The following is a 25491-nucleotide window of genomic DNA, read 5'->3' on the forward strand; positions in this document are numbered from 1 at the left end:
AAAATTTAAACTTTTGATCGTTATATTTATCCATTTCCCAAAAGAAATTGAAGCTCTTCACAATGGAAATTCATGGTTTTACTCAGCATACTTTACCTGTCATCCTTCTATCCAATCAAATATTTTCTCATCATTTTTTCTATACCGAAAGCTCACCGTATAGAAAATTCTTTGTTTTGTCTCGCACTGCAAAGAAACGAGAATCATATCATTTTCAAATTCGTACTTTCCACTCACTTTCCCCTTTGTATATGGAAAGAAAAAGGTACCATCTCTTTCTGTTTTCTGTAAGTCTACTTTTATATCTGCAATAGCTCGATTAATCAACTCTTCCACTAAAAATTTTTGCTCTATTTCAGTATAAAATTTTTTATCAGAAAGCAACATATTCGTTTCGTATACAAAAAAAGAGGTTAATAAAATTAAAAAAATGATTGTTGCTGGCATTGTAAATCCATCTTGTTTTTTCATTCCTTTATTTCCATTTCGCTATATCTTACAACTACACCTTCATGTATTTTCCCACTAGTATCTTTCATATTTATAAAGAGCACATGAGGTGTTAGTTTGTACAAAACATTGCCAACCTTTTGTAATATAACTTCCCTTCCACGCATATTCACTTTTCTTATAAGATGATTATTCACTTTTTCATATATCACTTCATCCCCATTACGCAAACGGAAGCGTAAAATACTACCTTTATTTTCAAGGGCCATTATATGTTCCCCAAACGATACCTCACGAAACTCCAGTTGTACTTGGCCTAAAAACACATCCCACTCCCACTCATTTAATCCTTTTGAGTGTTTATTCTCCATTCCGATAAAATGAAGACTCGGTAAAAGTAAAAAGAACAGGGATACTAGAAACAAACATACGATCATTTCTATTAATGTAAATCCAACTTCTAATTTATTTTTCCTCCCACATAAAAACATTGTTCCATCATTCTTCCCTTCACATCTTTCCACATAGTACACACTTCACTTCCTCCCCAATATGTGTAATATACAAGTTCGTTTATAATTTTTTCTTTTACTCGCACTTCCTCATTCTCATACATATATAAAGCTGCTTCTTTTTTTAATAATACGAATGCCTTATAGCGGAGTTGTATATTTTTTCTTTCTTGCATGACCAATACTGTTTGCGGCAGCAGTACCGATACCGCCATCATTAGTATGCTTAACGATACAAGCATTTCAGCCATTATGGATCCTTTTTGATATTTCACGATACGTAAATCTCCCTCTCCCGAGCTGAAATACAATCTCATATTTATAACTTCGATACGAAAGTAAAATTGTACCACCTCTATTAATATTTCCGCTCGGATTATATGTCATCGGATTTGGAAATGTATGCAAATCAATTTGTATATCGTTATCATAGTCTCTCGACACAATAAAATGATTCGTACCTGACTCCTCAATGTAATACGTGTTTTTCTCTTTATACCACCGTAGCGTATAGTATTTCTGACGATTTATCGCTAATTGTTGCATATACAAAATATCATTTGAAAATTGGCTCAAAAATTGTTCAACTTTTTGTTTTTCATATAATGAATGAACATTAAAATACGTAATCATACTTAAGACAGAAATTACAAATAAAACGAGCAACATTTCTAAAAGAGTAAATCCTTTTTGTTTCACAATGTCCCGATTGATACTGTGCCATCATCTGAAATATGAATAGATTCACCATTCGGACACTTATGAGTTGTAATATATTTTTCGTCACTTAGCTCTTTTAACGAAGGAATTTTATTATGCTGTAATTGATATATCTGTATTTGCGCTTCTATAGATTTCACATAGGCTGCGCATCCTTTTCCTTGAACTGATGAGCGCTGCTTCACTACATTCGGAATAATTAATAGTAATAATACAGTTATAACAACCATAACTAATAACATCTCTAACAAAGTAAATCCTTCCTCATTCTGCATGTAAATGCCTCCTAAATGGAATTCATCATTTGAAACATCGGCATAATCATCGCTAAATACATAAGAACAACTATTCCTCCAATGCATGTAAATAAAATCGGTTGAATGATAACTAACATACGTTTCATTTTTTGTTCCATCTTTTCTATAACAAGATCGCTATAGTCCTCTAATTCAACTGCCAAATTACCGTTTGCTTGTCCATGCGTAATAATATAAGAAAGTTCTTTTTCGTAATAACCACTTTTAGCAATGATAGATTGTAACGATTCTCCTGCAATTAATTGCCGTTCAATTCGGGCCGCTTCATACTGAAAAAATCGATTATATTTTTGCTCCATCATTATTGTGAGTGCTTCGAGCACCGATAGTCCGCCGTACAATAAACCACTCAATTGAGTGGAGAAATAATGCGAATGCTTTAAAATAAGAAATACTTTTATGAGAGGAATACGAAGCATGATTTTTACCTGTTCAATATGTGGGAGTTTCCGAAAATAAAACAAATATACGCTACATCCAATAATAAAGATAAGAATACCGCTAAAAATAATGTAAGGTATTCGTTTAATTGCACTTAAAATTTGTTCTGTAAATAGCGGCGCTGTAGAACCAAATGAACTATACACCATTTCAACTTGCGGTAATAAGAAGAGATTGAAAACAGCAAGCATAATCATTAAAAAGAATGCTAATAACATAGGATACTGCATTATTTTCATCATATCTTTCCTATACTTATCCTTCTTATAAAGAAGTGCGCTCCCTTGTTGCAATGCAAAAGAAATATCACCATGTTTCTCAGCATAAAATAAATAACTTAACATCTCCTGATGAAACATTAATTGATGAAACGAATCGTGTAGACTTCTCCCCTCTTTTAATCCCTCAATCATATGCTGTAATTGTACTTTCTTTTCTATGGGTAATTGAAACCGTAAAAATTCTAGTGCCTGCAAAAGGGAGTATCCTTTTTCTAATAGTTCTCCTAATCGTTTCAACAATACTAATTGCTCACTTAAACTCCATGTTTTCTTAAACATAAACATCTTCTTCTAAAAATCCTAAAGCATACCCTTTTCGTATCGAAGATTCTAATGTTTCATGTTTGTACGTAACACATTCTCCGTTCGCTTCTTTAATCGCTTGTTGCAAATCATATCCATCTAACAACTCGTAAACGCTTGCTTGTCTTACTTGCCGCATTGATTTACATAAAATTAAGCACTTTCCTCTGCAAAATGGACACTTTAATTCAACAAGTCGCTGTGCAGCTACAGCCAATAAAGATTGTTCAATTTCTTGCCTCGTTATGCCATAATCCATAAATCTGAGTATCGCTCCTTTCGCATCATTCGTATGCAGGGTCGTCATTACTAAATGTCCAGTTAAACTTGCTCTTACAGCTATTTTTGCTGTTTCTTCATCTCGGATTTCACCAACTAATATAATATCTGGATCATGGCGTAAAATAGCCTTTAGTCCAGCCTCATATGTGATACCTGCTTTTTCATTTATTTGAATTTGTAATAAATCGTCTTTTCTTTTTTCAACTGGGTCTTCAAGTGTTACAATTCGACGTGTTTTCCTTTTTCTAATTACCTCTAATAATGCATACATTGTCGTTGTCTTCCCAGAACCAGTCGGTCCAGTAAATACGAGTAGACCGTGTGAATAACGTAAAAAAGAGAGGAGTTTTTCCGCCGTACTTGGAAATAACGAAAGATGAGATAACGGCTGCACAGATGCTTGTAAATGAAGGCGAATCACGAGACTTTCTCGATATACAGTCGGAAGTGTTGAAAGACGTAAATACACTTCTTGTCCATCAATTTGTAAATACAATGAACCATTTTGTGGCTTCCGCCTCTCTCCTATATCCATGGATGCCAAAAATTTAAAGTGCGAAACAAGTTTTTCTCCAAACTCCTTTTCAATACATTGTTTCGTAATTAAATCTTTTCCTATACGTAGCTGAACCGCTACATCCTTCTGCCGGGGCACAATATGTAAGTCCGATGCTTGTACCCTACACGCTTCTTTCAAAATTGTATTCGCAAAAATTTCAATTCCATTCATCATTTTCCCTCCTCACTATGTATATAGCATGAAAAAATGCACAATAAAAATTGGGACTTTTGTATTTTCATCAGAATAAAAAGGAAAATTATGTTTGTGAAATTATGAACAATTTCCGAATTATTGTCTGAAATTACCTATATGGAAGTTTATCTGTATTATAATGTTATTATCTTGGATAAAGTGATAAAGGTGGAGATCCTAATGGAACAAGCTTTAAAAATTACAGGTGTATTATCTGACCCAACTCGTTATTACATTTATAAATATATTTCTCAAAAACATAGTTACGTAACTGTACAAGAAATTGCAGATGAGTTTGACATTCATCCAAACGTAGCACGCTTACATTTATCTAAGTTAGAAGATGTTCATATGCTTAAATCTGAAACAAAGAAAACTGGAAAGGGTGGAAGACCAAGCAGATTATATGTATTATCTGATGATGTTATCCAATTGCAATTTCCATTCCGTGATTATCAATTATTAGCAAAAATAGCGTTCAATTCTCTCCTTAGCCTTGGAGCTGCTGGTGAAAAAGCGCTATACGAAACAGGAAAACAATTCGGAGCAGAATTAATGCAACAACATATGCACCGCTTAAATGTGAGTGAAGAAGACTTAACAGTAGAACAAAAAGTTCAAATTGCAAAAGAAGCTTTCTCAACAGCTGGTTTATCACCTGCATTTGAATTAAGTGCAGATGGAACAAAAATTTTCTATGATGTACACAATTGTCCATTTAAAGAAGTTGCTGTTCATCACCCAGCTGAAATTTGTAATATGCATGGGGATATGATGAAAGGGATTTTTGAAATCCTATTCCCTAACATGGAATTAACACGAAATGATAGTCTACTAGATGGATGTAAATCTTGTAATTATAAATTAACAATTTAATTTCTCATATAAAAAGAAGCCAATTATAATTGGCTTCTTTTTATATGAACGAATATTTACAATAGTAAGAAAAATAAACTATAATGAGGAGAGGTTTACTTTTTCTAGAAAAGGAGGGAGATGGCATGGAGCGCATGTTTCGCGTTCTCGGCTTTTGGACTGGAATTTTCTCGGTTATGTTTTACGTAGGGGATATGCAACAGGCTGCACTACTATTTTTAGGACAAACAGGTTTCTTCGTACTTTTAAGTTATTTAAAATTAACAGAGCGTATGTATATATACGTATTTGGGGCCTACTTAACTGTTTTCTTCATAGGATTTACATACTACACGACGTTTTTACTTGTCCCTGGGGCTGGACATTAAAAGATGGCAATTTGCCATCTTTTTTTTAATCGCGGAATTTCCTAGTTGACTTATAGGTTTTATTAATTTATATTCTATATAACAGATTGGAATTAGGGGGAATCAACATGAATACACTGCTTGTCGGAATTAACGTTGCAGTCATGCTCATTTTAGTCGGCGTATTATATTATATGCAACGTAAGCATGTATCTTTTAATAAACGTGTATTTACTGCTTTAGGAGTCGGAATTTTATTTGGTCTTATATTACAATTTATTTATGAGCCTACTTCTAAAGTAATTATTGAATCAAATACTTGGTTTGGCTTAATCGGTAACGGTTATGTGAAATTGCTTCAAATGATCGTTATGCCACTTATTTTAGTATCTATTATTTCAGCCTTTACAAAATTACAATTAACGAAAAATCTTGGTAAAATCAGTGGCCTTATTATCGGAATTTTAATTCTTACTACAGGAATTGCTGCAGCTGTCGGAATCGCTGCAAGTGCAGGATTTGATGTATCAGCAACAGGCCTACAACAAGGTGATGCAGAATCTGCTCGTCTGAAACTAGTTGAAGAAAGATTTACTTCTATTGAAAAGACAACAATTCCAGACAAATTATTAGAGCTATTACCTACAAATCCATTTCTTGATTTAACAGGTGCTCGTCCAACATCAACAATTTCTGTCGTAATATTTGCAGCCTTTATCGGCATTGCCTTTATAGGTGTAAAACGAAAATATCCAGAACAAGCAGAGTTATTTAAGAAGATGCTTGATGCTGTATATGCAATCGTAATGCGTATGGTAACATTAATTTTACGCCTTACTCCATACGGCGTATTAGCTCTTATGGCAAAAACAGTTGCTGGTAGCGATATAAATGCTATTTTAAAACTTGGTAACTTCGTGTTAGCGTCTTACGTAGCACTTATCGTAATGTTCGTTATTCACTTATTATTAATCGCTCTATCTGGTTTAAATCCAATTCAATATTTGAAAAAGGTATTCCCTGTATTAACATTTGCATTCACATCTCGCTCTAGTGCTGGTGCAATGCCATTAAATATTGAAGCGCAAAAAGAAAAGCTTGGTATTTCCGAAGGGATTGCAAACTTCGCAGCTTCATTCGGAGTATCTATCGGTCAAAACGGTTGCGCAGGTATTTATCCAGCAATGCTTGCAATGATGGTCGCTCCAACTGTAGGAATTGATCCGTTACAACCACAATTTATTTTAACTTTAATCGCTGTCGTTGCTATTAGCTCATTCGGTGTTGCCGGTGTTGGTGGCGGTGCAACATTCGCAGCATTAATCGTACTATCTACAATGAACTTACCAATTGGCATTGTCGCTCTTGTTATCTCGGTTGAACCATTAATCGATATGGGCCGTACAGCTCTTAACGTAAGTGGTTCTATGACAGCAGGTCTTATTTCTAGTAAATGGCTTGGTGAATTAGATCAAGATACGTACAATCAAGATGATACAAAAACTGGTGAAATTGCTTCATAATAAGAAAAAGACGCTAACATAAAACTGTTAGCGTCTTTTTTTACATCCCATCTTGAAAAGTATCACTCCAAGCATTCTTCTAGTTGCTCTTTTAACTCCTCCTCAATCTCATAATAAGAATAATCAACAAGTTCTCCTACTTTCTTACTCCCCCAAATTCTTGATTGAGTTAGCATTCCTAAAAGGATATTTTCACATTTCCAAATTGGAATGATATAAAAGTCAATCATCTCACCTTCTTCATTTACTATCGCCATAGAAACTGATGAATAATACCCCGTTTCAAAGGGATCCTCTTTTTTTCTTTCGAATCCAATGTCTAATTCCATACTTTTCTCAATATATAAATGCGCATACTCTCTAAAAAGTTTAAGTGATATTCGCTCTATCTCCTTTTCCATACATTGAATTTTCTCTTTCAATTCCAATGTAAAATCTCGTTCTTTATACTTCATTTCCGTCTCCTTACACATAGAAAAAGAGAATACAATAACATATTCTCTTTTCTCAAATATATTTCATTATCTCACAGCCCGTCCTTTTCACAAATAACCATTCTGCTCGCACCATTTATGAAATTGTCCTACGTCCACTCCAACTAACACGATATCCTTTAGCTCGACATCAATACTTTGTTCTCCAATTATAATAGCGAAGTGTGGTTTTAATTGTTCTTCGTTTTTCTTTACAATTCCAATTCGGTTCCGATGCGGTCCATCTTTTATATATGCTTTTTGCCCTACAATATCAAAGTTCAAGATTCTCACCTCTTTTACTGCGCTCAAATTGGAAATACAATCTCCACCTCGGAAAATTTCCTTTCATTGCACTATTTCTCTATATATATGACGAAACAATAAAAGAGTCCTTCCTTCTTTACAATTATTTTTTCTTTGTTTCATTTTTATGATTGAAACGTAAAGTTTATAATAAAATACACTTGGAAGCGCTTTCTATGTAATTTTTTATGTTATAATATAAAAGTAGAACTTCGTAAAGAGGGTTAAAAAATGAATACAAAAATAATAAAAAAAGTAATTGACGCATTAAAAGTATATGGCTTTCAGGATGTATCATTCTGTGACAAAACGAAACAATTTTTATTTTATAACGAAACGGATATTATGAGCGGCTATGCAGAAATAACATATAGTAGTCAATTTGAAAAATTTAACGTACAAATTCATCCAATTGAAACACATCATCAAGCAGAGTTACAAGAGGTTGAAAGACATATACAAGCTTGTATAAGAAAAGTGGAATATTTAAACGCACTTCTTACTGGGCAGACAAAACTAGATGATAAAATTATTATTATGTAAAAAAAAGAACGTGATATCCTCACGTTCTTTTTTCATTATACGTTCATCTTTTCCTTCAGTTGTAATCCTGTAATGGATTCTAATACATCCATCGCTTCTCCAAACGTCATATCAAAAATCGTCTTATCCTCTATGTATGGAAACTGTCTGAAACGCTTTTCTAACATCTTCACAGCATCTGATGTAAAGTTTGCACTATCAACACCAAATTCTGTTTCAAGAAGCACGATCCAATCTAACACATGAAAACCTAATCCATTTACGAATAAAATCAGTTTCTCTTCTGGTTGTGAAGATAAGAATACGTATCGCTCCATCTCACTGAATAGTTCTTCGCCTAAAACTTCTGCTAATTCATCATCATGTTCGCGTTCAATAATCTCTTCATATCCGTAATCATCAGTAAGCTCTTCTACTTCTTCACTATCTGCAAAAAGCAATTGACTAAGAAGCGCATCTTTCTTAAATTCACTCTTTTGTACCACTTCTAAAAAACTTGTTTCCCAACCATTTTCTAATTTCATATTATATAGCTCCTTTATATACTTTCCTTATCATCACTGTACCCAAAAGATTATCTTTATAACCTTTTAAACATCCACATTATTCATAACGTGAGCTACAAACTTTTCTGCATTCCCTTCAAAAATATGTACTTCTGGCAAATGGTAAAATGTTGTTTGCAGCGAATTTCCTTCATGATACATATATATTTTTTTCTCTAGTGCAATGGCCATTCCAAACTCTGTATGACTTCCATTTCCACCATCTAATATAAGTAAAAAGACATCGGCTTCCTTTATAGCATTCTTTTCCGCCTCACCAATTTCTCTTAATTGTTCTTGATTAACTGCTCTTTCGTTTTTTGTCCAATCATATGTATGGTGCCATCCTGCTTCTTTTAACTGGCCTGATACAAAACGAACAATGTGTTTATTTTGAAATCCCGATGCTATATAAAATTTCATTTATGTTCATCCTTTAAATATGTATGGGGAAACTCCTTTTAGCGTTACTTGCTATAGATATAATAAAGAACGACATCAAAAAAAATCCCCATCTTTAGAACTTATTTGCGTTTAAATGATGGGTTGCTTCATGGTCTTCTTTTATTTTTTGTTTTTTATAACTTTCATCAGCTAACATTTCTAGTTCTGCTGTTATTTCTGATTTTTCAAGCTCTCGTTCTTGCGAAAATTTCCTTGAAATATAAACAATCACACTACCAACGTACAACACAAAGCATATAATAAGTGCAGTATTTTCATAGAGACTTAGCTCCAACACAGTCACTCCTAATCCATTCGTATTTTCACGCTTAATCAATTGGAATTTCCCTACTAACCATTTGTTATTGTAACATAAAAATATCAATTCTTGGAATCTTTCATCCTATTAAAAAAGACATGATTGTATAATCATGCCTCTGAAATATGTTTAATAATAGTTTTAATCGCTTCTTCTCCATTGTATTTCTTTAATGCCCTTTTATACACCTCGTTATTTTGATCTAACTCTTCGACATGCTTTATAAGAGAATTCATAGTAACATCTTCTTCGTACAATACTGAGGCATAACCTTGTTTTTCGAAGGATTCTGCATTTAAAATTTGATCTCCACGACTAGCAAATTTTGATAAGGGAATTAAAACCATTGGCTTTTCTAATGTTAAAAACTCAAAGATTGCATTGGATCCCGCACGTGAAATAACAAAATCTGTTGCCGCTAATATGTCTGGTAACTCCTCATGGATATATTCAAATTGTTTATATCCTTCTTTATTTTGTAAGCTTTCATCAAGATTACCTTTTCCGCAAAGGTGAACAATTTGATACTTTTTAAGAAGTTTTGGTAACGCTTCTCGAACTGTTTCATTGATTTTCTTCGCACCCAAACTTCCACCCATAATTGTAATAACCGGCTTTTTACGTGAAAAACTTAAAAACGCTAAACCTTTTTCACGATTTCCCTTTAGCACTTCTTCACGTACAGGAGCTCCCGTATATATTACTTTTTCTTTCGGTAAATGTTTCGCTGCTTCCTCAAATGTAACAAATATTTTCGAAGCAAAACGGAGCGCAATTTTGTTTGCTAGTCCTGGTGTCATATCGGATTCATGCAATAAAACTGGCACTCTATTTAACCATCCTCCAATTACGACTGGTACAGATACGAAACCACCTTTTGAAAAAATTACATCCGGTTTTAGTTTTCGAATCCTTACATACGCATCCATAACCCCCTTCATTACAAGAAAAGGATCTTTTATATTTTTCAAATCAAAATAACGACGTAGCTTTCCACTCGCAATACTATAGTACGGAATGCCCTCTTTTTCTATAATCGCTTTCTCAATCCCTTGATGAGAACCAATATAAGAGATATCCCAATGCTGTTCTTGTAAATATGGAATGATGGCTAAATTAGGTGTTACATGCCCTGCCGAACCGCCACCTGTAAAGACTATTTTCTTCATACGTCTCCCCCTTCTACACTATAGTACACTAAAATACCTTGCCTCAGGGTGAGAAAATACCATAGCCGTTACTGATGCTTCTGGTTCCATCATGAATCCTTCCGTTAATGAAATACCTATTTCCTCTGGATGAATTAGACGGAACAATTTTTCTTGATCCGCAAGTTCTGGGCATGCTGGATAACCAAATGACACACGTATTCCTCTATATTTCGTACGGAAACGCTCTTCCATCGTCAGTTCAGGTGAATCTGGAATGCCCCAGCGGTCACGAATGAGCATATGTGTTTTTTCAGCAAGCCCCTCTGCTAATTCAAGCGCTAACGATTGAATTGCATGACTGCGTAAATAATCTCCCTTCGCCTTCCACTCCTCAGCAATATCCCGAACTCCTTCCCCAACAGTAACAGATAAGAAAGCGACATAGTCCATCTCATCTCCAATAGGGCGCAAATAATCACCTAAAGTACGGTATGGTGCTTTTCCTTGTCTAGGAAATGTGAAACGCTCTATTACGCGCGTATGATCTTCTGGATCATATATTACGATGTTTTGTCCATCGCTTTGCGCTGGGAAAAATTGATACACTGCTTTCGGTTTTAACCAAGATTGTCCTTCCACCAATAATTCGTCTATTAAATCATTTAATTCGTGCGCTCTTTTATCCCCCTCTTTCAAAAGCTTCTTCACATTTCCTTTTAATCCAAGGTGATGTCCAAGTAACATTTGTCTATTTAAAAATGGGGCAAGATGTGAGACAGGAACATCTCGTAATACAATTCGTTTTGTTGAATCAGGCACCATAACCTCTGATTTTGGTAATGGTTCAATTACTGCTGGAATTTCCACTTTCTTCTCTTCTTTTTTTACGATATGAAGATGACGTTCTTTTTTATCCTGTTTCATCTTCTCACGCTCTTCTTCTTTTTGAAGCTTATTAATAATATCAAGACCTGTCATCGCATCGCTCGCATAACATACGAGCCCTTTATACGATGGAGAAATACGATTATCTGTAAACTTTCTCGTTAACGCTGCACCACCAACAACAATTGGAATATCAATATTCGCCGCTTTTAAATCCTCAGCAGTTGTTACCATTTGTTGTGCTGATTTTACTAGCAAGCCAGAAAGACCTATAATATCAGGTTTTTTTTCTTGCACTTCTTGAACGATTCGATCCGAACGAACATTAATTCCTAAATTAATAATCTCATATCCATTATTTGATAAAATAATTTCAACAAGATTTTTCCCAATATCATGTACGTCCCCTTTAACGGTCGCTAATAATACTTTTCCTTTTTTCGCACTATCGCTAGATTCCATATGCGGCTCCAAATAACTTACAGCAGCTTTCATACTTTCAGCACTTTGCAATACTTCAGCAACTATAAGTTCATTATTATTAAATAATCGTCCCACCTCATCCATTCCTGTCATAAGTGGACCATTAATAATATCCAAAGGTTTTCTTCCCTCTGTCAGCGCGAGACTTAAATCTTCATGTAATCCTTGCTTTGTACCTTCTACAATATAGTTGGCTAGTCGCTCATCAAGCGTTAATGTTTCTTGAACAACAACCTCTTTCTTTTTAGCAACACGATAAAAATTCGTAAATTCTTCTAACGTCTCTTTCGTCGTTTCAAATAATAATGCATCTGCAAGACGTTTTTCTTCCTCTGGAATTGACGCATAGCGCTCTAATTTCTCAGTATTAACAATCGCATAATCTAATCCTGCTTTCGTTGCATGATATAAAAAGACAGAATTTAACACTTCACGTCCAGCTGGTGGTAAACCAAATGATATATTACTCACACCTAAAATCGTTAAACATTCTGGTAACGCTTCTTTAATAAGTCGAATTCCTTCTATCGTCGCTGCCGCTGAACCGATGTATTCTTCATCACCTGTCCCTACTGGAAATACAAGTGCATCAAAAATAATATCTGACGGGCGTATACCATATTTCGTCGTCAATAATTCATAACTTCTTTTCGCAATTTCTAGTTTTCTTTCAGCACTTACTGCCATACCATCTTCGTCAATTGTCCCAACTACAATTGCGGCACCATACTTGCGAAGCAGTGGCGTTACCTTTTCAAAACGCTCTTCTCCATCTTCTAAGTTAATAGAGTTAATAACAGCTTTCCCTTGAATATAAGTAAGTGCTCTCGCCATTACATTTTCATCTGTTGAATCAATCATAATCGGTACTTTTAACACTTTTGTAACTTCTGATAAGAATTTTTCCATATCTTCTATTTCATCACGGTCAGGGTCTGCCATACAAATATCAATAATATGAGCATTTTTCTTCACTTGTGCTCTTGCCACTTCAGCAGCCTCTTCAAATTTACCTTCTGCCACTAATCGTTTAAATTTACGTGACCCTATAACATTCGTTCTTTCACCCACAAATAACGGTCTCATAGACTCATCATATTGCAGCGCCTCTAATCCACTAATTCCATGTCCGGCTCGTTCATTTTGCTCACGCGGTGTAAGAGATGCTAGCGCTTCTTTCATTGCTCTTATATGTTCTGGTGTTGTGCCGCAACAACCACCAATAATATTAATCCATCCTTCTTCAGCAAATCGCTTCACTTTTTCAGCGAGAGAAGATGGCGATTCATGATAATGTCCATCTTCATCAGGAAGACCTGCATTTGGATAACAAGAAATGTAACACTCCGATAAATCAGATAAAGAACGAATATGGTCTCTCATAAACTCCGGACCAGTCGCACAGTTTAATCCAACAGATAATGGCTTCATATGTTCTACGGATAAGTAAAAAGCCTCAATTGTTTGCCCAGCCAGAGTCGTCCCCATCGGCTCAATCGTCCCAGAGATCATAATAGGAACAATTTTATTTAGTTCTTCAAAAGCAGCTTGAATTCCAATATAAGCAGCTTTCACATTACGCATATCTTGACTCGTCTCAACGAGTAACACATCAACTTCGCCATTTAATAATCCCCTCGCCTGCCTAGTATAAGCTTCTATTAGTTCTTCAAATGTAACTCCTCCTGTAACACTAATTGCTTTCGTTGTCGGTCCCATCGCACCTGCAACATATACTTCATTCCCGCTTTCTTTAACAGCTTGTTTCGCTAATCGTGCTGCCTTTTCATTTAGTTCTTCATCTAAATGAGACAGCTCATAATCACTTAATACGATATTTGTCGCCCCAAATGTATTTGTTTCAATAATGTCAGCTCCAGCTTCAATATAAGCTTTATGAATCTTTAAAATAACATCCGGCCTTGTTTCTACTAAATATTCATTACAGCCCTCGTACTCTTCTCCTCCGAAATCTTCCGCAGTTAAGTCCTCTTGTTGTATCATTGTCCCCATTGCACCGTCTAATATTAAAATGTTATTTTGTAATTTTTCTTCTATACACTTCATCAATTAATACCTTCTTTCACTTCTTGCTTTTCTCTCACATATTTAACAAGATGTTCTGTAATTTCATATTTTAGAAATGGTGTAATTAAATAGATACCGTTAAAATATTTCATCGCTGCATCGATCAACTCTTGTGAAATACGAATCCCTTCCTCGATAGCTGCCTCTTTCATTTCGTGTCCATCCATTCTCTCTCTTATTTCTTCAGGAAGAGTAATACCCGGCACCTCAAAATGGAGAAAGTCTGCATTCCGCTTACTTACTAATGGCATAATTCCAATAAAAATAGGTTGTTCCAAATGTTTTGTTGCTTCATATACTTCTTCTATTAAAGCAACATCATATATCGGCTGTGTTAAGAAATATTCAGCCCCAGCATCTATTTTTCGTTCCATTCGCTTTACCGCTGCTTTTAAATGCCTTACGTGAGGATTAAAAGCACCTCCGACTGAAAACCTTGTTGCCGGTCCAATGGATTTCCCTAAAATGGAACGTCCATCGTTCATTTCTTTAATCATTTTAATTAACTCTATAGAGGACAGATCATATACAGAAGTTGCTCCCGGAAAATCACCAACGCGCGCTGGATCACCAGTTAAAGCTAATACTTCCTCCATACCTAACGCTGATAAACCTAGTAAATGAGATTGTAGTCCAATGACGTTATGGTCTCTACACGTTAAATGTGTCAATACTGGAATATCGTGCTTCGTTAATAGTGCACCCATTGCCATATTCGAAACACGAGGCGATGCTAATGAATTATCTGCTAGAGTAATAGCGTCTGCTCCCGCTCTTTTTAACGCTCTTGCTCCTTCAAAAAACCGCTGTGTATCTAACGTTTTCGGCGGATCTAATTCCACTACAACTGTCGTTTGTTTTTTTGCCTTTTCCGCAAGAGTAACCTGTGCCTTCGAACGCTTCTCGTGTGTATGAACTACTTTCGGTCTTTGAATCGTGTCTTTTTCTATTACAGGTGTAACATTCGCAACAGCGCGCTTCATACTTTGAATATGTTCTGGAGTCGTACCACAACAACCACCCAATAACCGAATACCTTGCTCAATAAATTTTGGTGTCATCGCTTCGAAATAAGCTGGGCTTCCCTCATATACGTAACGTCCCTCCACATAATTTGGGAGACCTGCATTTGGGTATGCTGATAAATAGCCATTCTGCGGAATCGATATCATTTTGAAAGCTTCCGTCATATGAAGTGGCCCTAGTTGACAGTTCAATCCAACAACATTTGCACCGTAATCTATAAGCTGCTTTAATATTTCATTGACATCATTTCCATTTTGAGTCGTACCTGCTTCATGTAACGCTACTTGAGCAACAATCGGAATATTCGTTTGCTTACGCAATACTTTAACAGCATGAAGTAATTCAAATTCATCGTAAAAAGTTTCTAATAGTAATCCATCAACCTGTTCTTCTAGTAAAGCACCTGCCTGTTCAAGTAGCATAAATTCTCGCTCCATATCAGTCGTTGTGACAGCTCCGATATGTTTCATACCACCGATTGTTCCTAAAATTGCATTTCTGTTTGTAACAGATGCTTTCGCAAGCTTCACTGCCGCTTTATTAATTTGAACAACTTGATTTTCTAAGCCATACATACGTAATTTCGCCTCATTTGCTCCATACGTATTTGTTTGAATCACATCTGCACCAGCAGCTACATATTGTTTATGAATCGATATAATTAGGTCTGGATCAGATACATTCAATTCTTCAAAACTACTTTGCAAACCATGTGAATGTAATAACGTTCCAACCGCACCATCACCTATTACAATTCCTTTTGATAATAAATCTAGTAATTTCACGAATCTCCCTCATTTCTATCAATATAAAAACCCCCTCTTCACTTTGAAGAGGGGGACATAATTGTTCCGCCTCTTATTATGCAAAACATTCGTTTTGCAGGTATTAGCACCGTTTCAAACATTTCGTTTGAAGGTTGCCGGGTTTCACAGGGCCTTTCCCTCCACCGCTCTCAATAAGAGTTGTCTTTATTATTTTATTTATGTAGCTAAAAGGAAATGCGTTCCCCTTTTAACAATGTTTGTTAATTTTTTATAAATTTAGCATGCACAAATATAAAAGTCAATGACACTTGCGGAAAAATAAAAATTATTTAAAATAAAGTTGCAATTCAATTAACTTTTGTTGTAAAGTTAAAAACATAATAAAAATTTCATACGAACATTCTTATCTAGAGAGGTAGAGGGACTGGCCCTATGACGCCTCAGCAACCATTAACATTTGTTAATAAGGTGCTAATTCCAGCAAATTGTGAAAGATTTGACAGATGAGAAGAAGACTCTATTCAATCCGAAAGCCTTCTTCTTAGAAGGCTTTTTTTATTTTATATTCAACTACTGGTTCAATTTAAAAAGGAGGAATTTTTACATGTCAACTATCGAAACAAAACTAGCACAAATCGGAAATCGTAGCGAAACTACAACAGGAACTGTTAATCCACCCGTTTATTTCTCAACCGCTTATCGTCACGAAGGACTTGGTAAATCTACCGGCTTTGACTATTCACGAACTGGAAATCCAACTCGTGGTCTTTTAGAACAGGCAATCGCAGACTTAGAATATGGCCAACAAGGTTATGCCTGTAGTTCAGGTATGGCAGCTGTTCTCCTCGTCCTTTCATTATTCCGTTCTGGAGATGAACTTATTGTATCCGAAGATTTATACGGGGGAACATATCGCTTATTTTCCGAGCACGAAAAAAAGTGGAATGTTCGATGTAGATACGTAAATACACAATCTATTAAACAAATTGAGCAAGCTATCACAACTGAAACGAAGGCTATTTTCATAGAAACTCCGACTAATCCATTAATGCAAGTTACTGATATTGCCGCTGTCGCAACTGTAGCGAAAAGACACAGACTACTTCTTATCGTAGACAATACATTCTACACGCCTTATATACAGCAGCCATTAACAGAAGGTGCTGACATCGTACTTCATAGTGCAACGAAATATTTAGGTGGGCATAATGATGTATTAAGCGGACTTGTCGTTGCAAAAGGAAAGGAACTTTGTGAGGAAATCGCTCATTATCATAATGCCTCCGGTGCTGTCTTAAGCCCATTTGACTCATGGCTATTAATTCGTGGTATGAAAACTTTAGCGCTTCGCATGAAACAACATGAAGAAAATGCGAAAGCAGTTGTTGCTTATTTAAATGATGAGGATGGTGTGACAGATGTCTTTTATCCAGGGAGAGGCGGTATGATTTCATTCCGACTTAAAGATGAAGCTTGGATTAATCCATTCTTACAATCTTTATCCTTAATCACATTTGCCGAAAGTCTTGGTGGTGTAGAAAGTTTAATGACTTATCCAGCAACGCAAACACATGCTGATATTCCAGAAGAAATCAGAACGGCGAACGGTGTATGTAATCGTCTTCTTCGATTCTCCGTCGGCATTGAAAACAGTAATGATTTAATTCAAGACTTAAATCAAGCCATTAAACTTGTAAAAGAAGGTGTGAGAATATGAGTTATTCTATAGATACACTCTTACTACACAACCAATATAAACACGATGCACAAACAGGAGCTGTTAACGTTCCCATTTATAACACATCAACATTTCACCAGTTTGATGTAGATACTTTTGGCAAATACGACTATAGCCGATCTGGAAATCCAACTCGTGAAGCTCTGGAAGATATCATTGCTTTATTAGAAGGCGGAACAAAAGGATTCGCCTTTGCCTCAGGCATTGCAGCGATTTCTACTGCTTTTCTCCTTCTTTCACAAGGCGATCACGTTCTCATTTCAGAAGACGTATACGGAGGCACTTATCGAATTATAACTGAAGTACTCTCCCGTTACGGTGTTTCACATACATTTGTTGATATGACCAATTTAGAAGAAATAAAGCAAAATATTAAATCGAATACGAAACTCTTTTATGTAGAAACACCATCTAACCCACTTTTAAAAGTAACAGATATTCGCGAGGTTTCTAAACTCGCAAAATCTATTGGTGCTCTTACATTTGTTGATAATACTTTTTTGACACCATTATTCCAGAAGCCACTTGATCTTGGCGCCGATGTCGTTCTTCATAGTGCTACAAAATTTATTGCTGGTCACAGTGATGTTACTGCCGGATTAGCGGTCGTAAAAGATGCAGAACTCGCTCAAAAGCTTGGATTTTTACAAAATGCATTTGGCGCTATTTTAGGACCTCAAGATTGTTCTCTCGTACTTCGCGGTCTAAAAACATTACATGTACGTCTTGAGCACTCAGCTGCAAATGCCAATAAAATTGCACACTATTTACAAGAGCATGCTAAAGTACAAAATGTCTATTATCCGGGATTACAAACACATCTTGGATTCAATATTCAACAATCTCAAGCAACGTCAGCTGGAGCGGTCTTATCGTTTACTTTGCAGTCAGAAGATGCACTCCGCCAATTTTTATCAAAAGTAAAATTACCTGTTTTTGCAGTGAGTTTAGGAGCTGTCGAATCGATTCTTTCCTACCCAGCTAAAATGTCCCACGCCGCACTGTCGCAAAAAGCTCGTGATGAAAGAGGTATCTCTAATTCATTACTTCGCTTATCAGTCGGTCTTGAAAATGTTAACGATTTAATATCCGATTTTGAAAATGCCCTCTCTTATGTAGAAGAACCTGTAAATGCGTAGAGAGAAAAGAAGATATGAGAGTAAGTTTTCATATCTTCTTTTTAGTATTTTTTCTTTTTGTACTCAAATTTTTTTGTCTTCTTCAACCATCCTCCTCGTTAGTCTAATGAGGGGTAGCGTCAGGAAAATGCGGATTTACAACGCTACGGAAATATCACTTATTAAAAAAAGCCGATTCCCCTCTCAAGGAATCGACTTTTTTATTTATTCTTAATGAACTAACGCATGCGTTAGTTCATTAAGAAAGATGTTTGAAAAAATAGCCTGTATATATTTGAACGATGAATAACTTACCTATTTTCTTTTGTTTACACCGAATACAAAACAATCAGACAAACAAAACATATTATTTATCTGTTTGTTTTTGCTTCTTTTTCAAATACTCCGCACGCAATTTTTCAAGTTGCTGCTTTTTATCAAATTTGGCAGGCGTCTGTTTTTCATGAAACTTTGCCACAGCTACCTGACTTTTGTAATCCAATTGATATTTGCCCACTTTGTTCACCTACTTTTCTTGTCTTTACAGAGAATCTATTCAACAAATATAATATACCTTATTTTACTGAAGCAACTCTTATTACTTTAGTAGTTTTTCTACTTACATCTATCTTAATCCAAATATCCCTTTATCTAACTAACCTGCCCCGTTAGTTTAAGTAGGAAACTTCACAATCTCAATAGAGTAAAACCTATCGGTACATAATCCAATCACCTTTCAATTAGACCTCATAATGTCTCATAAGACTTGTATCAAAATACTTATCGTTGTAAATGCGTATTTTCTTGACTCTACCCCAATTATAATAAAACAACTTTATTGTTTTTTAAAGAATTTTATTGTAAATGAAACTACTTTATTATCTCTGTACAAAAATTTAATCATTGGGGGTTTTGTTCATTCCCACTCATTATTAGCCTTCACCAATCGGGCGTTTACGGGCAGCCCGCCTCCCACAAATAGTGGGATAAAAGCACATCACTTATTTACAAATAATGGTTTTATCGATATATTAAGAAATAAAAGGGGGTAAAAATAATGGATACTTGTTCTGATATTTTAATCGTTATCGATTTACAAAATGGGGTATGTTATAGCGGAGAGCATTTATTTGATTTACAAAACTTGCTTACAAAAGTAAATAAAAGAATTTCTTCATACAGGAAATCAAATAAACCAATCATTTTTGTTCAACATTGTGATGATGATTTAGTACCCGAAAAAGAACTTTGGGCTATTCATACTGATCTAGATGTTCAAGACCAAGATTTCTTTGTGAGAAAAACACATGCAAATTCATTTTATAAAACAAACTTAAAAGAAATTTTAGATCAATTATCTGTACATCGTATTGAATTTTGTGGCGCCCAAACAGAGTACTGTATGGATGCTACGATTAAATTTGCCCACGGACTAGGGTACGAAAACTTTATGACACCTAAAATAACTTCTACATTAAACAATCCATTTATGTCCGCAAAAGAGACAATTGACTTTTATGAGAATATATGGAATCGCAGATTTTTAAAGTTGCTAAAAGATGAGCTCTAGCATAAATGACGAATGACTTGATCATTCTAAGATTGATCAGCTACACTCAAGTGTCTCATTATCCTCATAAAAAAGCTGATTACATCGGGCTTCTTTTAACCTGTTTTATATTCTATATATAGCATTATAATTCCTTTGTCATATTATTTTAAAAATTTTGTATATTCATTTGAAAGAATAAGAAAATCATGATAAAATTGTGTTACAAATATATCTATATCTTTCAATTTTTAAAACGCATCAAAATTTTCGCCCAAAAGTGTCATTTTACAAAACTGTGCTAATTTATCCATTTTATTTACATCAGGGTCTCTTTTCTTACAATTTCTTTACTTTAGGAAATTTTTTCTGCAACAACTGTTTTCTTTTCTTTAATTTTTTGGTATGTATAGTATGGTATAACAGCTCACACGGAGGTGGAAAAGAACATGTTAGAAACCTTTCAAAAAGAAATAGAACTTTATGAAAGCAATGCAGAATTATTGAAAGTACTTGCTCACCCAGTTCGTTTATGTATCGTAAAAGGATTAATCGAGCGTGGTCCAAGCAACGTTTCTACAATGTACACTGGCTTAAACATGCCACAGTCTACAATTTCACAGCATTTAGCAAAATTAAAAAGTGCTAAAATCGTTTCTAGTGAAAGAAAAGGATTAGAAATTTACTACAAAGTAGAAAACGAAACAATTATTCAACTCGTTCGCGTATTATTAGGTTAGGGACTAATAAACAGAGAAAAAGAACGTATTCTATATTTTTCATCTCATATCTTTAATATAAATATATATCATGAGAGGAAATATATAATACTACATACGTCGTATTAAAAAACAAGACACAGAAATATGCTGTGTCTTGTTTTTTATATTGTTAAATACCGATTCAGATGTAAATTCTGTATGTCTTTCGTATGTATAACAACATCAAAGGCATTCCCTAATCCTCCGTTCAAAATCATAGAACGAATTGCTCGATTTTGTTTCTGAGTTTCAGAAAAAGGATTCGTATCTTGATGACTCGTAAGCTGTTCTAATATTCCTGCAGCTAACAAAAAATCAGATTGCTTCTTATGCCATACTGCACTCATTCCCTGAAGGTTAAAAATCGCCTTTAACTCATCCCAATGAATATGAGTAGTAAGATCCATTTCCCCTGGATACGCTAAAGGATTACGTATTAACTTATGCTTATAATACCCACGTAAACTTCCTTCTCGATGCGCAGGGTACGTCCATTCTGCTTTTGTGTATCCATAGTCAACTGTAATACATATACCTTTTTGAAACCATTTTGCAATTCCTTTTATATAATCTTCCATCGCAATTGGCACCTCAAAACGCTGCCCTTCTGCAATATGAATGTTATATTTCAGTAAGTAGCGACCGATTCTTTTATCTAACGGTCTACATACTTCAGCAAGGTTCCCTTCCTCTGTATACGTAATACGTACTTCATACAACATCCCATTTCTCTTCTCAATTACTTCAACAGGAAATGCATCAAATAACTCATTCGAAAAAAGAATTCCTTCGAATGACTCTCCCATTTTACTATAAGATGTATAATACGATACATTAGAAAATGAGCACAGATTCTCTTGTTGTAATTTTCTATGAAAAGGGCTCACTTCAATCATTGAATAGTTTAAATCAATAAAGGTTTCTGGAGATAATTGCTTCCATTCTTGTAAAACATCATAGGCAAACTTTCCTGTTCCCCCGCCAATCTCACAAATATTTGGAGCGATTTCATCATTCTCAACAAGACGAATAAAAAACTTAGCAAATGTTTTTGCAAAAGCAGAGGATACATTGCTACTTGTAAAAAAATCGCCTTGTCTTCCAATCTTTTCACGGTCCTTCATATAATAGCCATGCCCTTCTGCATACAATACGAGGTTCATATACGTACTATATGAAATCGAATAATCTTTCTCTTTCCCCATCCATTCTCTTAAAATGAGCTCCATCCCCATAATGACTCCTTATTGTAAAAATGGATTATTTTCTTTTTCAAAACCGATGCTTGTTTCTGGACCATGTCCACATAGCACCGCTGTTTCATCTGGCAATACGAATAATTTCTCTTCAATACTTCCAATTAATTCAGCAAAACTTCCACCAGGTAAATCAGTTCTTCCAATACTCATTTGGAATAATACATCTCCTGAGAACACTGCATTCGCCTCTTTACTATAATAAGAAATACTTCCTGGAGAGTGTCCTGGCGTCTCAAAAATTTCAAAATTAAATGAACCGACTGTTAATGTACCTTCTGCATCAATAATATGATCCGCTGGCTTAGCTGTAATACTACGGTTCATCATAAAAATTTGAGAGCCATTTACAGTTCCATCTCCTAACCAATCTGCCTCTTCTTTATGTACGTATACAGGAATATGGAAAGCGTCTCTTACCGCATCAACAGCACCAATATGATCAAAGTGGGCATGCGTTAATAAAACCGCCAGTGGTTTTAATTGTTCTTCTTGTAAATATGTAACGAGCTTCTCTCCTTCATGACCAGGATCAAAGATAATACACTCATTTTGATCATTCGTTAAAATATAAGCATTTGTTTGTAATGGTCCTAACGGCATTTGTGTCCATTTCATATGAAAATCTCCTCCAGTTATTAAGCTTACTTTTAATGATACAACATTTCTTTCTCTTAGGAAAAGAAAGGATGCTATCTCGACAATCATTTTTAAAACATGTACAATGTAAAAGAGTAAATATTCTAAAAACTCACATTTAAGAATAGGTAGACAGAGGAGGATATTGTATGGGCCTTGTTATTATTTTTACGCTTGTCACTCTGTTAGCTGTTTTTGCTACGCTTAGAACACTTCGCGAAAAGAACTTTTTCGCAGGCGGCTTTGCAATTGCGACTGTACTCGTTTTCGGATGGTTTACGATCATGACTGTTCTATATAACGGGTATCCGCCAGCAGCTTAATTCACTTACATGTTATTCTTCATCAAGATTTTACGCAAAAAGAGGAAGGGTTTCCCCCTTCCTCTTTTCACATTTCACAACTTATATCATCTTCGCTTCGTATTTGTGCTTTTTTACAAGCCAAGCTCCTCCAATAACACCTGCATCATTACCAAGTGTTGCAATGGCTAACTTCGTACTCTTTACAGCACGTGAGAAAGCATATTGCTCGAAATAACTTTGAATTGGTTCTAATAGTGCATCTCCAGCTTTAGACACGCCTCCACCAATAACAATTTTCTCTGGGTTCAACGTACTAGAAAGATTCGCTACAGCTAATCCTAAATAAGAAGCTACTTTTTCTACTACTTCATTTGCTAGTTCATCACCTTGTCCGTGCGCTTCAAAAACATCTTTTGATGTAATACGTCCTTCTTCTGCTAACATAGAACGTAACATGCTTTCTTTATCAGTCTCTTGTATTTTCTGCATAGCAACACGCACAATACCCGTTGCAGAAGCTACTGTTTCTAAACAACCAGATTTTCCGCAATTACATGGGAAAGCATTTTCTGTAACGACTGTAATATGTCCAATCTCACCAGCAGCACCACTTACACCGTGTACAATCTCACCATTGGCGATTACACCACCACCGACACCAGTGCCAAGCGTCATACAAATTAAATCTTTTGCTCCTTCGCCAGCACCTTTCCACATTTCGCCAAGCGCTGCTAAGTTTGCATCGTTATCAATTACAACAGGTAACCCTGTTTCTACTTCTAGTAAATCTTTTAATGGATAGTTTTTCCACCCTAAATTAACTGCTTCATAAATCATTCCAGATGCCACATGCACAGGACCAGGAGCTCCCATACCAATACCAATTAACTTGCTTTTTAATTCGCCTAACTCTTCTAATTTTTTATCAATTGCCTTCGCTACATCAAGTGTAATATGTTTTCCTTGCTCATTTGTATTCGTAGGGATTTCCCACTTATGTAAAATTTCACCGTATACATTAATAAATGCTAATTTAATCGTTGTACCACCAAGGTCAACACCAACTAACCATTTCTCTTCCATGTTGCTTACCTACCTTTATCTAATTCTTATTTAGCTCTTTTTGAATTTCTTGCTTCAATAAAAATAAAGCTGTTTGATAGTCTTGTGGATCGATTAGCTGTGACTGATTTAATTCACGTAGCTCATCTTGCATTAATTGCAAATCTGCAATTCGATCACCCGTATAAATAATCGTACCAAATTTCTTTAGCAATTGCTGAATATCATAAATAGATACCATTTCATCACCCTCTATGCTCACTTACTATAAAAAATTATAATAAGAAAACGTTCACATATTTTATTATAATCAAGAAGAAAAAGTCTCGTCAATTTTTATTTGTCTATACAAGCCCATTTATAACCATTGTTCCTTTTTCTGTAATAATTTTTTCTACATTTTTATCAAATGGTTCCACTGGAATTTGTTTTACCATTTGAAAATCATAAGCTAATGATAGCGTTTTCCCTTTATAATGCACAAGATAACGATCATAATAGCCCCCGCCGTATCCAATCCGTTCTCCTCGCTCTGTATAAGCTACGCCTGGTACGATTTGAAGGTTAATTTCATCCGCATTCACTTCCTCAGTAAGCGATGGAATCGGTTCACGCAAATGCATATACACCGTTTCTAATTGATCAAAATTACTAATTTGCCGGAAGGACATTGTTCTTGTTCCTTTATTACACTTCGGAACTACAACTTTCTTTCCTTCTTCCCAAGCTTTTTCGATAATAGGATATGTATTCACTTCATTTTCCATTGAAAGAGTGATTCCAATTGTTTCAGCTTCAACCCACTCTTTTTGCGCATACAACGAAACTGCGATTTGCTCTGATAAAGTTGCATACTGTTCTTCCGATAAAGAATTCATGTGTTCTATTATTTGTTTACGTAAACGTATTTTCTCTTCTTTCACACATCTTCGCCCCCCTACAGTGACACTTTACTCTATGATGATAGTGTATCACTTTTAATATAGGAATCGAATAAAAAAAGAAACAGTAGGAAAATATTCCTACTGCTTACTTTGTTTCACGGTGTAACGTAGACTTCTTGTCACGCTTGCAATACTTTTTAAGCTCGATACGCTCAGCGTTGTTACGTTTATTTTTCTTTGAGATATAGTTACGATCTCCGCATTCTGTACATGCTAGAGTAATATTCACACGCATTCTTATTTCCCTCCAGTACTAATAACTTAAATCAGACTATACCATAAT

General features: G+C 35.2%; 31 protein-coding genes and 2 riboswitches. Of the genes, 9 read left to right on the top strand and 22 right to left on the bottom strand.

Features of this window, described 5'->3' with window-relative positions; translation table 11 throughout:
- Positions 1–99 precede the first annotated feature (99 nt).
- The 7 genes from comGG to comGA are packed head-to-tail and all read right to left on the bottom strand — an operon-like array spanning position 100 to position 4036.
- Positions 100–471 (bottom strand): competence type IV pilus minor pilin ComGG, encoded by a 372-nt coding sequence (gene comGG / locus ACS2MN_RS14790; protein WP_000743703.1) that lies wholly within the window; start codon positions 469–471, stop codon positions 100–102.
- Positions 468–941: a competence type IV pilus minor pilin ComGF gene (gene comGF, locus ACS2MN_RS14795; protein WP_438894715.1), complete on the bottom strand. Its 474-nt coding sequence runs from the start codon at positions 939–941 to the stop codon at positions 468–470. The genes comGG and comGF overlap by 4 nt, the downstream gene beginning before the upstream one ends.
- Positions 911–1213 (bottom strand): hypothetical protein, encoded by a 303-nt coding sequence (locus ACS2MN_RS14800; RefSeq protein ID WP_000829526.1) that lies wholly within the window; start codon positions 1211–1213, stop codon positions 911–913. The genes comGF and ACS2MN_RS14800 overlap by 31 nt, the downstream gene beginning before the upstream one ends.
- Positions 1206–1661 (bottom strand): competence type IV pilus minor pilin ComGD, encoded by a 456-nt coding sequence (comGD, locus tag ACS2MN_RS14805; protein WP_000810402.1) that lies wholly within the window; start codon positions 1659–1661, stop codon positions 1206–1208. Before comGD ends, ACS2MN_RS14800 begins: the two co-directional genes overlap by 8 nt.
- Complete coding sequence (gene comGC / locus ACS2MN_RS14810; RefSeq protein ID WP_346994365.1) at positions 1658–1957, bottom strand: competence type IV pilus major pilin ComGC; 300 nt, start codon at positions 1955–1957, stop codon at positions 1658–1660. The genes comGD and comGC overlap by 4 nt, the downstream gene beginning before the upstream one ends.
- Positions 1958–1968: 11 nt before the next feature.
- A complete protein-coding gene (comGB, locus tag ACS2MN_RS14815; protein ID WP_043322361.1) occupies positions 1969–3006 on the bottom strand; it encodes a competence type IV pilus assembly protein ComGB in 1038 nt (345 codons plus the stop codon).
- Complete coding sequence (comGA, locus tag ACS2MN_RS14820; protein ID WP_346994367.1) at positions 2993–4036, bottom strand: competence type IV pilus ATPase ComGA; 1044 nt, start codon at positions 4034–4036, stop codon at positions 2993–2995. Before comGA ends, comGB begins: the two co-directional genes overlap by 14 nt.
- A 204-nt stretch (positions 4037–4240) precedes the next feature.
- Here comGA and ACS2MN_RS14825 point away from each other — a divergent pair, with 204 nt between their 5' ends.
- From ACS2MN_RS14825 to ACS2MN_RS14835, 3 genes are all read left to right on the top strand, one after another.
- Positions 4241–4936: a helix-turn-helix transcriptional regulator gene (locus ACS2MN_RS14825; protein ID WP_000434113.1), complete on the top strand. Its 696-nt coding sequence runs from the start codon at positions 4241–4243 to the stop codon at positions 4934–4936.
- Between the two features lie 125 nt (positions 4937–5061).
- Entirely contained in the window at positions 5062–5304 is a 243-nt protein-coding gene (locus ACS2MN_RS14830) for a DUF2626 domain-containing protein (protein ID WP_000440717.1), read from the top strand.
- Positions 5305–5411: 107 nt separating this feature from the next.
- A complete protein-coding gene (locus ACS2MN_RS14835; RefSeq protein ID WP_001094345.1) occupies positions 5412–6806 on the top strand; it encodes an L-cystine transporter in 1395 nt (464 codons plus the stop codon).
- Positions 6807–6868: 62 nt separating this feature from the next.
- Here the strand turns inward: ACS2MN_RS14835 and ACS2MN_RS14840 are convergent, their stop codons facing one another.
- Positions 6869–7261 (bottom strand): hypothetical protein, encoded by a 393-nt coding sequence (locus ACS2MN_RS14840; RefSeq protein WP_346994369.1) that lies wholly within the window; start codon positions 7259–7261, stop codon positions 6869–6871.
- 87 nt (positions 7262–7348) lie between these two features.
- Positions 7349–7564: a DUF3912 family protein gene (locus ACS2MN_RS14845; protein ID WP_001008324.1), complete on the bottom strand. Its 216-nt coding sequence runs from the start codon at positions 7562–7564 to the stop codon at positions 7349–7351.
- A 252-nt stretch (positions 7565–7816) separates the two neighbouring features.
- Between ACS2MN_RS14845 and ACS2MN_RS14850 the strand changes: the two genes are divergently transcribed.
- Complete coding sequence (locus ACS2MN_RS14850; protein ID WP_001092835.1) at positions 7817–8128, top strand: hypothetical protein; 312 nt, start codon at positions 7817–7819, stop codon at positions 8126–8128.
- Positions 8129–8163: 35 nt separating this feature from the next.
- On the opposite strand, the gene ACS2MN_RS14855 is transcribed toward ACS2MN_RS14850, so the two are convergent.
- From ACS2MN_RS14855 to ACS2MN_RS14880, 6 genes are all read right to left on the bottom strand, one after another.
- A complete protein-coding gene (locus tag ACS2MN_RS14855) occupies positions 8164–8652 on the bottom strand; it encodes a hypothetical protein (RefSeq protein ID WP_000764241.1) in 489 nt (162 codons plus the stop codon).
- 66 nt (positions 8653–8718) lie between these two features.
- Positions 8719–9096, bottom strand: coding sequence for a nucleoside 2-deoxyribosyltransferase (locus tag ACS2MN_RS14860; protein ID WP_000675237.1), 378 nt, complete (start codon positions 9094–9096; stop codon positions 8719–8721).
- 94 nt (positions 9097–9190) lie between these two features.
- On the bottom strand, positions 9191–9451 hold the full coding sequence (locus tag ACS2MN_RS14865) for a DUF3966 domain-containing protein (RefSeq protein WP_079519680.1): 261 nt from the start codon (positions 9449–9451) through the stop codon (positions 9191–9193).
- Positions 9452–9546: 95 nt separating this feature from the next.
- Positions 9547–10605 carry an undecaprenyldiphospho-muramoylpentapeptide beta-N-acetylglucosaminyltransferase gene (locus tag ACS2MN_RS14870; protein WP_000724784.1) on the bottom strand — a complete coding sequence of 353 codons (1059 nt, stop codon included), beginning with the start codon at positions 10603–10605 and terminating at the stop codon, positions 9547–9549.
- An 18-nt stretch (positions 10606–10623) separates the two neighbouring features.
- Positions 10624–14022 carry a methionine synthase gene (gene metH, locus ACS2MN_RS14875; RefSeq protein WP_000649705.1) on the bottom strand — a complete coding sequence of 1133 codons (3399 nt, stop codon included), beginning with the start codon at positions 14020–14022 and terminating at the stop codon, positions 10624–10626.
- Positions 14022–15854, bottom strand: a complete 1833-nt coding sequence (locus ACS2MN_RS14880) for a bifunctional homocysteine S-methyltransferase/methylenetetrahydrofolate reductase (RefSeq protein WP_088055278.1) — start codon at positions 15852–15854, stop codon at positions 14022–14024. The genes metH and ACS2MN_RS14880 overlap by 1 nt, the downstream gene beginning before the upstream one ends.
- A gap of 70 nt (positions 15855–15924) precedes the next feature.
- Positions 15925–16034, bottom strand: a riboswitch (SAM riboswitch).
- A 202-nt stretch (positions 16035–16236) separates the two neighbouring features.
- Positions 16237–16346: riboswitch (SAM riboswitch) on the top strand.
- A 94-nt stretch (positions 16347–16440) separates the two neighbouring features.
- Here ACS2MN_RS14880 and metI point away from each other — a divergent pair.
- Both metI and metC read left to right on the top strand, forming a co-directional pair.
- Complete coding sequence (gene metI, locus ACS2MN_RS14885) at positions 16441–17553, top strand: cystathionine gamma-synthase/O-acetylhomoserine thiolyase (protein WP_000103906.1); 1113 nt, start codon at positions 16441–16443, stop codon at positions 17551–17553.
- Positions 17550–18713 (top strand): cystathionine beta-lyase, encoded by a 1164-nt coding sequence (gene metC / locus ACS2MN_RS14890; RefSeq protein ID WP_000122267.1) that lies wholly within the window; start codon positions 17550–17552, stop codon positions 18711–18713. The genes metI and metC overlap by 4 nt, the downstream gene beginning before the upstream one ends.
- A 346-nt stretch (positions 18714–19059) precedes the next feature.
- Here metC and ACS2MN_RS14895 read toward each other — a convergent pair whose 3' ends face one another.
- Positions 19060–19209: a hypothetical protein gene (locus ACS2MN_RS14895; RefSeq protein ID WP_000521653.1), complete on the bottom strand. Its 150-nt coding sequence runs from the start codon at positions 19207–19209 to the stop codon at positions 19060–19062.
- Positions 19210–19749: 540 nt separating this feature from the next.
- On the opposite strand from ACS2MN_RS14895, the gene ACS2MN_RS14900 reads away from it, so the two are divergent.
- Both ACS2MN_RS14900 and ACS2MN_RS14905 read left to right on the top strand, forming a co-directional pair.
- Positions 19750–20262 (top strand): cysteine hydrolase family protein, encoded by a 513-nt coding sequence (locus tag ACS2MN_RS14900; RefSeq protein ID WP_000379183.1) that lies wholly within the window; start codon positions 19750–19752, stop codon positions 20260–20262.
- Positions 20263–20690: 428 nt separating this feature from the next.
- Positions 20691–20981: an ArsR/SmtB family transcription factor gene (locus ACS2MN_RS14905; RefSeq protein ID WP_000894375.1), complete on the top strand. Its 291-nt coding sequence runs from the start codon at positions 20691–20693 to the stop codon at positions 20979–20981.
- A gap of 143 nt (positions 20982–21124) precedes the next feature.
- Here ACS2MN_RS14905 and ACS2MN_RS14910 read toward each other — a convergent pair whose 3' ends face one another.
- On the bottom strand, positions 21125–22237 hold the full coding sequence (locus tag ACS2MN_RS14910) for a class I SAM-dependent methyltransferase (RefSeq protein ID WP_198130230.1): 1113 nt from the start codon (positions 22235–22237) through the stop codon (positions 21125–21127).
- A gap of 9 nt (positions 22238–22246) precedes the next feature.
- The gene (locus ACS2MN_RS14915; protein ID WP_000872319.1) at positions 22247–22876 is read right to left on the bottom strand and encodes an MBL fold metallo-hydrolase; all 630 of its coding nucleotides are present in this window, start codon (positions 22874–22876) and stop codon (positions 22247–22249) included.
- A 170-nt stretch (positions 22877–23046) separates the two neighbouring features.
- On the opposite strand from ACS2MN_RS14915, the gene ACS2MN_RS14920 reads away from it, so the two are divergent.
- Positions 23047–23220: a DUF2759 domain-containing protein gene (locus tag ACS2MN_RS14920; protein WP_000524850.1), complete on the top strand. Its 174-nt coding sequence runs from the start codon at positions 23047–23049 to the stop codon at positions 23218–23220.
- Positions 23221–23301: 81 nt separating this feature from the next.
- Here the strand turns inward: ACS2MN_RS14920 and glcK are convergent, their stop codons facing one another.
- The 4 genes from glcK to rpmG all read right to left on the bottom strand — a co-directional run bounded on the left by glcK (position 23302) and on the right by rpmG (position 25443).
- Positions 23302–24285 (bottom strand): glucokinase, encoded by a 984-nt coding sequence (glcK, locus tag ACS2MN_RS14925; RefSeq protein ID WP_000391710.1) that lies wholly within the window; start codon positions 24283–24285, stop codon positions 23302–23304.
- A 19-nt stretch (positions 24286–24304) separates the two neighbouring features.
- On the bottom strand, positions 24305–24505 hold the full coding sequence (locus ACS2MN_RS14930) for a YqgQ family protein (protein ID WP_000253699.1): 201 nt from the start codon (positions 24503–24505) through the stop codon (positions 24305–24307).
- Positions 24506–24608: 103 nt separating this feature from the next.
- A complete protein-coding gene (locus ACS2MN_RS14935) occupies positions 24609–25187 on the bottom strand; it encodes a 5-formyltetrahydrofolate cyclo-ligase (protein WP_000656840.1) in 579 nt (192 codons plus the stop codon).
- A gap of 106 nt (positions 25188–25293) precedes the next feature.
- Complete coding sequence (rpmG, locus tag ACS2MN_RS14940; RefSeq protein ID WP_001265616.1) at positions 25294–25443, bottom strand: 50S ribosomal protein L33; 150 nt, start codon at positions 25441–25443, stop codon at positions 25294–25296.
- Positions 25444–25491: the final 48 nt, after the last annotated feature.

The sequence above is a fragment of the Bacillus cereus group sp. BceL062 genome (genome assembly GCF_051780025.1).
GTDB lineage: Bacteria > Bacillota > Bacilli > Bacillales > Bacillaceae_G > Bacillus_A > Bacillus_A toyonensis.

Coding starts and splice junctions, on each gene's coding strand:
- comGG (WP_000743703.1), bottom strand. CDS start 471: ATGAAAAAACAAGATGGATTTACAATGCCAGCAACAATCATTTTTTTA.
- comGF (WP_438894715.1), bottom strand. CDS start 941: ATGTTTTTATGTGGGAGGAAAAATAAATTAGAAGTTGGATTTACATTA.
- ACS2MN_RS14800 (WP_000829526.1), bottom strand. CDS start 1,213: ATGGCTGAAATGCTTGTATCGTTAAGCATACTAATGATGGCGGTATCG.
- comGC (WP_346994365.1), bottom strand. CDS start 1,957: ATGCAGAATGAGGAAGGATTTACTTTGTTAGAGATGTTATTAGTTATG.
- comGB (WP_043322361.1), bottom strand. CDS start 3,006: ATGTTTATGTTTAAGAAAACATGGAGTTTAAGTGAGCAATTAGTATTG.
- comGA (WP_346994367.1), bottom strand. CDS start 4,036: ATGAATGGAATTGAAATTTTTGCGAATACAATTTTGAAAGAAGCGTGT.
- ACS2MN_RS14825 (WP_000434113.1), top strand. CDS start 4,241: ATGGAACAAGCTTTAAAAATTACAGGTGTATTATCTGACCCAACTCGT.
- ACS2MN_RS14830 (WP_000440717.1), top strand. CDS start 5,062: ATGGAGCGCATGTTTCGCGTTCTCGGCTTTTGGACTGGAATTTTCTCG.
- ACS2MN_RS14835 (WP_001094345.1), top strand. CDS start 5,412: ATGAATACACTGCTTGTCGGAATTAACGTTGCAGTCATGCTCATTTTA.
- ACS2MN_RS14840 (WP_346994369.1), bottom strand. CDS start 7,261: ATGAAGTATAAAGAACGAGATTTTACATTGGAATTGAAAGAGAAAATT.
- ACS2MN_RS14850 (WP_001092835.1), top strand. CDS start 7,817: ATGAATACAAAAATAATAAAAAAAGTAATTGACGCATTAAAAGTATAT.
- ACS2MN_RS14855 (WP_000764241.1), bottom strand. CDS start 8,652: ATGAAATTAGAAAATGGTTGGGAAACAAGTTTTTTAGAAGTGGTACAA.
- ACS2MN_RS14860 (WP_000675237.1), bottom strand. CDS start 9,096: ATGAAATTTTATATAGCATCGGGATTTCAAAATAAACACATTGTTCGT.
- ACS2MN_RS14870 (WP_000724784.1), bottom strand. CDS start 10,605: ATGAAGAAAATAGTCTTTACAGGTGGCGGTTCGGCAGGGCATGTAACA.
- metH (WP_000649705.1), bottom strand. CDS start 14,022: ATGAAGTGTATAGAAGAAAAATTACAAAATAACATTTTAATATTAGAC.
- metI (WP_000103906.1), top strand. CDS start 16,441: ATGTCAACTATCGAAACAAAACTAGCACAAATCGGAAATCGTAGCGAA.
- metC (WP_000122267.1), top strand. CDS start 17,550: ATGAGTTATTCTATAGATACACTCTTACTACACAACCAATATAAACAC.
- ACS2MN_RS14900 (WP_000379183.1), top strand. CDS start 19,750: ATGGATACTTGTTCTGATATTTTAATCGTTATCGATTTACAAAATGGG.
- ACS2MN_RS14905 (WP_000894375.1), top strand. CDS start 20,691: ATGTTAGAAACCTTTCAAAAAGAAATAGAACTTTATGAAAGCAATGCA.
- ACS2MN_RS14910 (WP_198130230.1), bottom strand. CDS start 22,237: ATGGGGATGGAGCTCATTTTAAGAGAATGGATGGGGAAAGAGAAAGAT.
- ACS2MN_RS14915 (WP_000872319.1), bottom strand. CDS start 22,876: ATGAAATGGACACAAATGCCGTTAGGACCATTACAAACAAATGCTTAT.
- ACS2MN_RS14920 (WP_000524850.1), top strand. CDS start 23,047: ATGGGCCTTGTTATTATTTTTACGCTTGTCACTCTGTTAGCTGTTTTT.
- glcK (WP_000391710.1), bottom strand. CDS start 24,285: ATGGAAGAGAAATGGTTAGTTGGTGTTGACCTTGGTGGTACAACGATT.
- ACS2MN_RS14930 (WP_000253699.1), bottom strand. CDS start 24,505: ATGGTATCTATTTATGATATTCAGCAATTGCTAAAGAAATTTGGTACG.
- rpmG (WP_001265616.1), bottom strand. CDS start 25,443: ATGCGTGTGAATATTACTCTAGCATGTACAGAATGCGGAGATCGTAAC.